Genomic DNA, 7,761 nt, shown 5'->3' on the forward strand with positions numbered 1-7,761 from the left:
AAAAATATATTAATTGCAAATAAAAAAATAAAAAATAAAAATTACAAAATTGAAGGAAATTTGTAAGTTATAAAGAATATATAATAAGCAAACAAAATTATTATTGATAAAAGTGGATTTAAAGAAGGATAATGCATTTTTTTGTCGAATAAAAATATATTGTGAATTTATATAAGTAAGGTGGTAATAATCTATTGATTGCTGAAGATGTCATCCGAAAAATAAAAGAACAAAACGATATTGTGGATGTAATATCTGAAAGAGTTAAGCTTAGAAAAGCAGGAAGAAATTATATTGGTCTTTGTCCTTTTCATAATGAGAAGAGTCCTTCTTTTACTGTGTCTCAAGATAAACAGATTTATAAGTGTTTTGGATGTGGTGAAGCTGGAAATGTAATTAGTTATATTATGAAGGACAGGAATGTAAATTTTCCTGAAGCTGCAAGAGTCCTGGCTGAAAGGGCAAACATTAGTATAGAAGAAGACAATGAAGAAACTAGTGTACAAAAGGACATGTATAAAAAAATGTACAATATTAATGTGGAAGCGGCTAGGTATTTTTATGGTAATTTAAGAGCGGATAAAAAAGCTGAAGCATATTTCGTAAACCGAGGCATAACAGAAGTTACTATGAAAAAATTTGGGTTAGGGTTTTCTTTTGATAAATGGGATGGCCTGTTATTACACCTGAAAAAAAAAGGTTATTCGGAACTTGATTTATTTAATATAGGATTAATTATTAAAAGTCCTAAAGGGTCATATTATGATAGATTTAGAAATAGAATAATGTTTCCTGTGTTTGATTATAAAGGCAAAGTCATCGGATTTGGAGGAAGGGTGTTAGATGATTCCAAACCTAAGTATTTAAATTCACCTGAGACCCCATTATTTCATAAAGGATTAAATCTTTATGGATTGAATTTTGTAATTAAAAACAATAGATCTCGTACAATTATAATTGTAGAGGGGTATATGGACTGTATTTCACTTCATCAATATGGGTTTTCAAATGTTGTTGCATCACTAGGTACGGCACTTACTATTAATCAAGCAAAATTATTAAAAAAACATGTAGATACAGTTATTATTTCATATGATGCTGATTTAGCAGGACAGTCGGCAACATTAAGAGGACTAGAGACATTAAGAAATGAGGGGTTTGATTTAAGGGTGCTTATAGTACCTAGTGGTAAAGATCCTGATGAATATATAAAAAACAGTGGAAAACAGGCTTTTCAAAATCTAATAGACAATGCTCTGCCTATAATTAATTATAGAATAAAAAGAGCCGGAGATGGAATAAATTTTTCTAATAGTGAAATGATAATACAGTACGTTAAAAAGGTCACTGAAATTATTGTAGATTTAGATCCTGTTGAAAAAGATGTTCATATAAAAATGATTTCTGAGGCAACTGGCATCAAAGAACAAGCAATATACGACTTATTAAGAGAAGAAATTAACAAAAATGCAAAAAAAACTCAAAAAATGAATATAGAACAGGATTTTGGACAAAAATTATATTTAGAACCAGCTTATATTAAGGCTGAAAGAAATTTACTAAAATTTATGTTTATAAACGAGGAAAATTGCGATTATATTACGCAAACCATGTCTATAGATCAGTTAGTACTTGAAAGTCATAAAGTTATATATAAATTAATTGTTGAATATAAAAATTTAACAAGTGAAGAGAAAATCAAAAACATTGAATTTCGATGTAATGATATAGAATGTACAAAAGAATGGATAAATACTATGGAAATTGAAATTTCTGTAGACGAAGAGCACCATAAAAAATTTATTAATGATTGCATAAGACAACTGAAAAAATTCAAGTTAGAGGAGTCGAAAAAAGAAATTATGAATAAAATCAAAAAATATGAATCAGAAGGCCTGCTAGAAGAATCAATAAAATTAGCCCAAAAGCTTATAGAAGTACAAAAAGATATAAAACAATTATAAATTAGAAAGGAGGTAATATGATGAAGGATAAAGGTTCAAAAATGGTTTTAGTCAAGAAACTTATTGAAAAAGGCAAGAAAAAGGGCACCTTAACTTATAAAGAGGTAATGGATGAACTTTATGAAATAGATTTAAGCCCAGAACAAATAGAAAAAGTTTATGAAGTTTTGGAATCAATGGAGATAGATGTTGTTGGAGATATGCACGAAGCGGCAGCTCCTGCTACAGGAGCTCAAGCAGAGGCTGAACCAGAAACTGAAGAATTGGATGTTAGTATACCTGAAGGCATATCTATAGATGACCCTGTTAGAATGTACCTAAAGGAAATAGGGAAAGTTTCACTATTATCATCCAGTGAGGAAGTTGAACTTGCTAAAAGAAATGAAGAAGGAGACCTTGTTGCTAAGAAAAAACTAGCAGAAGCTAATTTAAGATTAGTAGTTAGTATAGCTAAAAGGTATGTTGGCCGTGGAATGCTGTTTTTAGACCTTATTCAAGAAGGTAATTTAGGACTAATAAAAGCTGTAGAAAAATTTGATTATAGAAAAGGCTATAAGTTTAGTACATATGCTACCTGGTGGATTAGGCAGGCAATAACTCGCGCAATAGCTGATCAGGCAAGAACAATAAGAATCCCTGTGCATATGGTAGAAACTATAAATAAGCTTATTAGAGTTTCTAGGCAACTGCTTCAAGAACTCGGACGTGAGCCACAACCAGATGAAGTTGCAGAAAAAATGGAAATGCCAGTTGCAAAGGTTAGAGAAATTATGAAAATTGCACAAGAACCAGTGTCACTTGAAACTCCTATTGGTGAAGAAGAAGATAGTCATTTAGGAGACTTTATTCCTGATGATGATGCATTAGCACCAGCAGAAGCGGCTGCATTTACAATGCTTAAAGAGCAATTAATTAACGTTTTAGATACCTTGACTCCAAGAGAAGAAAAAGTTTTAAGATTGAGATTTGGACTAGATGATGGAAGGGCTAGAACACTTGAGGAAGTTGGAAAAGAGTTTAATGTAACTAGAGAAAGAATTAGACAAATTGAAGCCAAAGCATTACGTAAATTAAGACACCCAAGTAGAAGCAAAAAGCTGAAAGATTATTTAGATTAGATTATTTTATGGAGAAAAAAAACATCTTATTTAAGATGTTTTTTTTCTTGGTGTAAAATTATGGAAAAATGTTTACAAAGTGGATTCAAAATGATATAATTTGGTTAAGAAGGTGATTTAATGGATAGTTATGTAACTAAGGGAAAACGAGGTCTTGGGTTTATGTTACTCATGGCTGTATTGTATAATATATTAATCATAATATTGATGAAATTTACTAACTCATACATTGTAGCTAGTCTATTAAAACTTTTATTAGTTGTTTGTAATATATACCTTATATATTACATATTGCTTTATTCAACACTTAAATATACGATTAATGAAGAAAATCTTGTGATTTATGCTATTGGGTCTTTAAAAAAAGTAATTTTACCATTAAATGAAATAGAAGGATACACTGTGTCAAGTGGCACAATTAAAGGGGTTAAGCTTAACGGAATAGCCGCTAGTAGCTTTGCCTTGGGTAGGTTTGTGATTGATAAAATTGGAATATCTAGAATGTTTGTTACAGATAATAAAAATGTTGTTTATCTAAAAACTAAGGATATGAATTATGGAGTTTCACCTGTTGATTATAAAAGCTTCGAGGAAACACTAGTAGGACATGATATTCATATGGCGGAGTGGAAATATAAAGTAAATAATAGCTATAACCTTCATAAAGATAAGTATTTTATTTTACCGTTAATGCTAGTAAGCATTATAATACTAATTTTAACTCTAAATCCATTTATATTATATTTAAAACATTTGATACCTAATGCTATGCCCCTAAACTTTGATGCAAAGTTTAGCCCAATAAAAATGGGTACGGGCAAACAATTTGCTTTTACTCAGATGATTTATGGAGTATTAAACATGGCATTGCTCTTTTGCATGTATTATGCAAGCTATTTTTGCGCAAAATATGATAGAAAATCAGCATATAAATTTATTTATATCTCACTGTTTGTTGCAATAATATTTTTGATTATGCAGTTTAAAATATTAATTAACTTTAGATAAGGGTGGAAACTATGGAGCTTAGTATAAGATTAAAATGGATTGCAAGTATGGTAACGGAATGTGATAGTATTATCGACGTAGGAACGGATCATGGGTACGTACCTATTTATTTAGTCCAAAATAGTGTAATAAAAAGCGCTATTGCCTCTGATATTAATAGGGGTCCTGTTGAGAAAGCCAAGAATAATATTACTCAAAATAATTTGTCAAAGCAAATTACCTGTAGGCTGGGGAGTGGATTATCTACAGTTGCGGTGGGAGAAGTTCAGATAGCCATTATTGCAGGCATGGGTGGTAATTTAATTAGAGATATTTTAGAAGCAGACTTGGACATAGTAAAGCAATTTAAATATATGATACTTCAACCAGTTCAAAATGCTGAGGTCTTAAGAGAATATTTGTATAACACTGGATATGATATTCTTGATGAAGAGATTTGCAAAGATGATGGTAAGTATTATGAGATTATGAAGGTTAAATATAATAATAAGACTAAAGAAGTAGATAATATATATTACGAGATAAGCAAAATATTATTAGATAAAAAAGATGCAGTAATGAAGAGCTTTATAGAATATAAGCTTTCAAAATATTTAAAAGTATATAATGCTTTAAATGAGGAAACAGTTTTATCGGAGGATAGGAAACACCAGCTTTACCCTATTATAATGAGACTTAAGGAGTTCTTAAAATGCTTTTAAAAGTAGAAAATATTGAAGATATTATGGAAAAGTTCGCACCGTGTATATTAAAAGAGGATTATGATAATGTAGGACTCATGGTGGGGGATAGCGAGAGTGAAGTTACAAAAATTTTAATTGCACTGGATTGTACTCTGGACGTGATATCCGAGGCCGTCGATATGGGATGTAATTTTATATTGACACATCATCCGCTTCTTTTTATAAAACCTAAAACTATTACTGCGAATACTTTAGTAGGTAAAAAAATTATTGAGTTAATTGTAAATGGGATAAATGTATATTCTAGTCATACCAATTTAGATTCGGCTATGGGTGGGTTAAATGATATTGTCACTGAAATTTTGGGATTTAATAATTATAAGATTATTGAGCCGAAAACAAACCCCGATTATGATGAAGGTAATACTGGAATTGGAAGACTAGTAAGGTTGGATCAGCCTATTAAACTTATGGATTTATGTAAAAATGTAAAAAAAACATTAAACACTGAATATATAAGATATGTAGGGGATAATAATAAATTAATAGAAACTATTGCCATTATAAACGGAAGCGGAGAGGACTTTTTTGAGACCTGCGTAAAATTGGGAGCAGATTGCATTATTACAGGAGATACTAGGTATCACCATGTTAGTGATTTAAAAGAAGAAAATATAGCACTAATTGATGCTGGTCATTTTGCAACAGAGTGGATCCCCTTTAAAATATTTGCAGAAAAATTTAAAAGCAGACTTCTTGAAAATGGATATAATAATGAGGTTATAATTTCAAAGCATACTCAGGATCCATATAAAGTTATGTAGTAAAAAATACCATTTGCGTTCCATATAGTATTATGGTATCATTATTTTGCAAGTAAGCCAGACAATCGCTGCTAAATATTGCTTGCAATATTTGGAAGAGGAAAGTCCGAGCTCCATAGGGCAAGGGTGCTGGGTAACTCCCAGTGGAGGCAACTTTAAGGAAAGTGCAACAGAGAGATACCGCTAAAGGTATTTTAAGGGTTTAGTTTATCTAAGCCTTTAGAATATACTAGTAAGGATGGAAAGGTGAGGTAAGAGCTCACCAGCGCAATGGCGACTTTGCGGCTATGTAAACCCCACCTGGAGCAAGATCGAATAGGAGAACATTATGGGACTGCCCGTCCCGTTCTCGGGTGTATCGCTTGAGCTTATTGGTAACAATAGGCCTAGATAGATGATTGTCTAATACAGGACTCGGCTTATAGACTTACTTGTACCAAAAAAACATTCACTTTACAGTGAATGTTTTTTTTATTGTCATGAAAAATAGTGAAATTTTAATTATTGTGTATAATTTCATGAAAAAATGCAAAAAAACATAAAACATGATATAATGTGAAAGGTTTCACAATAAAAATGTATTATATTATTATGAAATCGTTTTAATACTAAAGGATTTTCAAAACTAGAAGGGATGTGTAACTATGGACTTCTTATCAATTATTAAAAGTATTAATGGTGTTTTGTGGGGGTATGTATTAATATTCTTGTTATGCGGTACTGGTATATATTTCACAATAACATTAAAATTTGTTCAAGTTAGAAGGTTTAAAGCTGCTTTTAAACAAACTTTTGGAGGAGTTAAATTTGGTCATAAAGCAGGAAAAGATGGAATGTCATCCTTTCAAGCTATGACAACTTCAATAGCTGCCCAAGTTGGGACAGGAAACTTAGCAGGAGCTGCAACGGCTATAGCATCAGGAGGACCGGGAGCCATATTTTGGATGTGGTTAAGTGCTTTTTTTGGAATGGCAACTATTTTTGCAGAAGCAGTACTTGGTCAGAAATATAAAGAAAAAGTTAACGGCGAGATGACCGGAGGCCCAGCTTATTATATTAGTAAAGGTCTTGGAAGTAAAAAGCTGGCAGCATTTTTTTCAGTAACTATAATAATAGCCTTAGGGTTTATAGGTAATATGGTACAATCTAACTCCATAGGCGCAGCAATAAGCAAAAATACTAATGTTCGTTTAATTGTTGGTATAATAGTTGCAGCACTGGCTGGCATGATTTTTATTGGTGGAGTAGGTCGAATTGCAGCTTTTACTGAAAAAGTAGTTCCAATTATGGCAGTATTTTATATATTGGGTAGTTTAGGAATAATATTAACAAATTTTGTTGATATAGGACCAGCATTTAAAATGATATTTGTAGGTGCGTTTAACCCTAGTGCTGCTACTGGTGGGTTAATCGGAGTTGGGGTAAAGGAAGCTATGAGATACGGTGTTGCAAGAGGTTTATTTTCTAATGAAGCTGGAATGGGGTCAACTCCACATGCACATGCAGTTGCAAAAGTTGCTCATCCAGCTCAGCAAGGACTAGTTGCAATAGTATGTGTATTTATTGATACCTTTATAATTTTAACATTGACGGCACTTGTTATATTAACTACGGGAGCTATGGATGGAAAAACTACAGGTATAGCTTTAACACAAAAAGCATTTGTAAATGGAATGGGAAGTTTTGGAGGACCATTTATAGCTATAGCACTATTCTTCTTTGCCTTTTCTACCATAATAGCTTGGTATTTCTTTGGGGAAGCCAATGTTAAATACTTATTTGGCAAAAAAGCATTAAATGTGTATAGATGTTTAGTTCTTGTATTTATAGTATTAGGTGCGGCTTTAAAGGTTGAACTTGTTTGGGAACTTGCAGATACTTTCAACGGACTAATGGTTATTCCAAATCTAATTGCGTTATTAGGACTTAGTGCTTTAGTTAAAAAGACTTTAAGTAATTACGAAGATGATTTTGAAAAGAAAAACTAATTTTTCATATCATACTTTTTAGAAAAACATCCACTTTTCTTGTGGATGCTTTTTTTATTGTGCGCCCGGCATGGGCGCAATCTAATGGGTGAAAGTCCCTAGCACGGGTTAATAGTGCCAAGTGCATAGCTTAAGACAAGGGTGTCCATCGCGAGACGGAATCTGAAGGAAGTCGG

Annotated in this window: 6 protein-coding genes and 1 other RNA gene; all 7 read left to right on the plus strand. The window is 32.0% G+C overall.

Annotated features, from left to right (window positions below; genetic code table 11):
- Nucleotides 1–194: 194 nt before the first annotated feature.
- The 7 genes from dnaG (at nt 195) to ACREVU_RS11830 (ending at nt 7,585) form a co-directional block, all read left to right on the plus strand.
- On the plus strand, nt 195–1,964 hold the full coding sequence (gene dnaG, locus ACREVU_RS11800; RefSeq protein WP_431551791.1) for a DNA primase: 1,770 nt from the start codon (nt 195–197) through the stop codon (nt 1,962–1,964).
- A gap of 20 nt (nt 1,965–1,984) precedes the next feature.
- On the plus strand, nt 1,985–3,082 hold the full coding sequence (rpoD, locus tag ACREVU_RS11805) for an RNA polymerase sigma factor RpoD (protein ID WP_431551804.1): 1,098 nt from the start codon (nt 1,985–1,987) through the stop codon (nt 3,080–3,082).
- A gap of 120 nt (nt 3,083–3,202) precedes the next feature.
- Nucleotides 3,203–4,090, plus strand: coding sequence for a PH domain-containing protein (locus ACREVU_RS11810; RefSeq protein ID WP_431551792.1), 888 nt, complete (start codon nt 3,203–3,205; stop codon nt 4,088–4,090).
- A gap of 11 nt (nt 4,091–4,101) precedes the next feature.
- Entirely contained in the window at nt 4,102–4,791 is a 690-nt protein-coding gene (locus ACREVU_RS11815) for a tRNA (adenine(22)-N(1))-methyltransferase (protein WP_431551793.1), read from the plus strand.
- On the plus strand, nt 4,782–5,597 hold the full coding sequence (locus tag ACREVU_RS11820) for a Nif3-like dinuclear metal center hexameric protein (protein WP_431551794.1): 816 nt from the start codon (nt 4,782–4,784) through the stop codon (nt 5,595–5,597). Before ACREVU_RS11815 ends, ACREVU_RS11820 begins: the two co-directional genes overlap by 10 nt.
- Before the next feature lie 49 nt (nt 5,598–5,646).
- Nucleotides 5,647–6,035, plus strand: an RNA gene (gene rnpB, locus ACREVU_RS11825) — RNase P RNA component class A.
- Nucleotides 6,036–6,241: 206 nt separating this feature from the next.
- Complete coding sequence (locus tag ACREVU_RS11830) at nt 6,242–7,585, plus strand: alanine/glycine:cation symporter family protein (protein ID WP_431551795.1); 1,344 nt, start codon at nt 6,242–6,244, stop codon at nt 7,583–7,585.
- Nucleotides 7,586–7,761: the final 176 nt, after the last annotated feature.

The sequence above is a fragment of the Clostridium sp. genome (genome assembly GCF_050717535.1).
In the GTDB taxonomy this organism is placed as follows: domain Bacteria; phylum Bacillota; class Clostridia; order Clostridiales; family Clostridiaceae; genus Clostridium_AD.

Excerpts from the sequence above, each read along its gene's own strand:
- rpoD (WP_431551804.1), top strand. The coding sequence starts at position 1,985 with ATGAAGGATAAAGGTTCAAAAATGGTTTTAGTCAAGAAACTTATTGAA.
- ACREVU_RS11810 (WP_431551792.1), top strand. The coding sequence starts at position 3,203 with ATGGATAGTTATGTAACTAAGGGAAAACGAGGTCTTGGGTTTATGTTA.
- ACREVU_RS11815 (WP_431551793.1), top strand. The coding sequence starts at position 4,102 with ATGGAGCTTAGTATAAGATTAAAATGGATTGCAAGTATGGTAACGGAA.
- ACREVU_RS11820 (WP_431551794.1), top strand. The coding sequence starts at position 4,782 with ATGCTTTTAAAAGTAGAAAATATTGAAGATATTATGGAAAAGTTCGCA.
- ACREVU_RS11830 (WP_431551795.1), top strand. The coding sequence starts at position 6,242 with ATGGACTTCTTATCAATTATTAAAAGTATTAATGGTGTTTTGTGGGGG.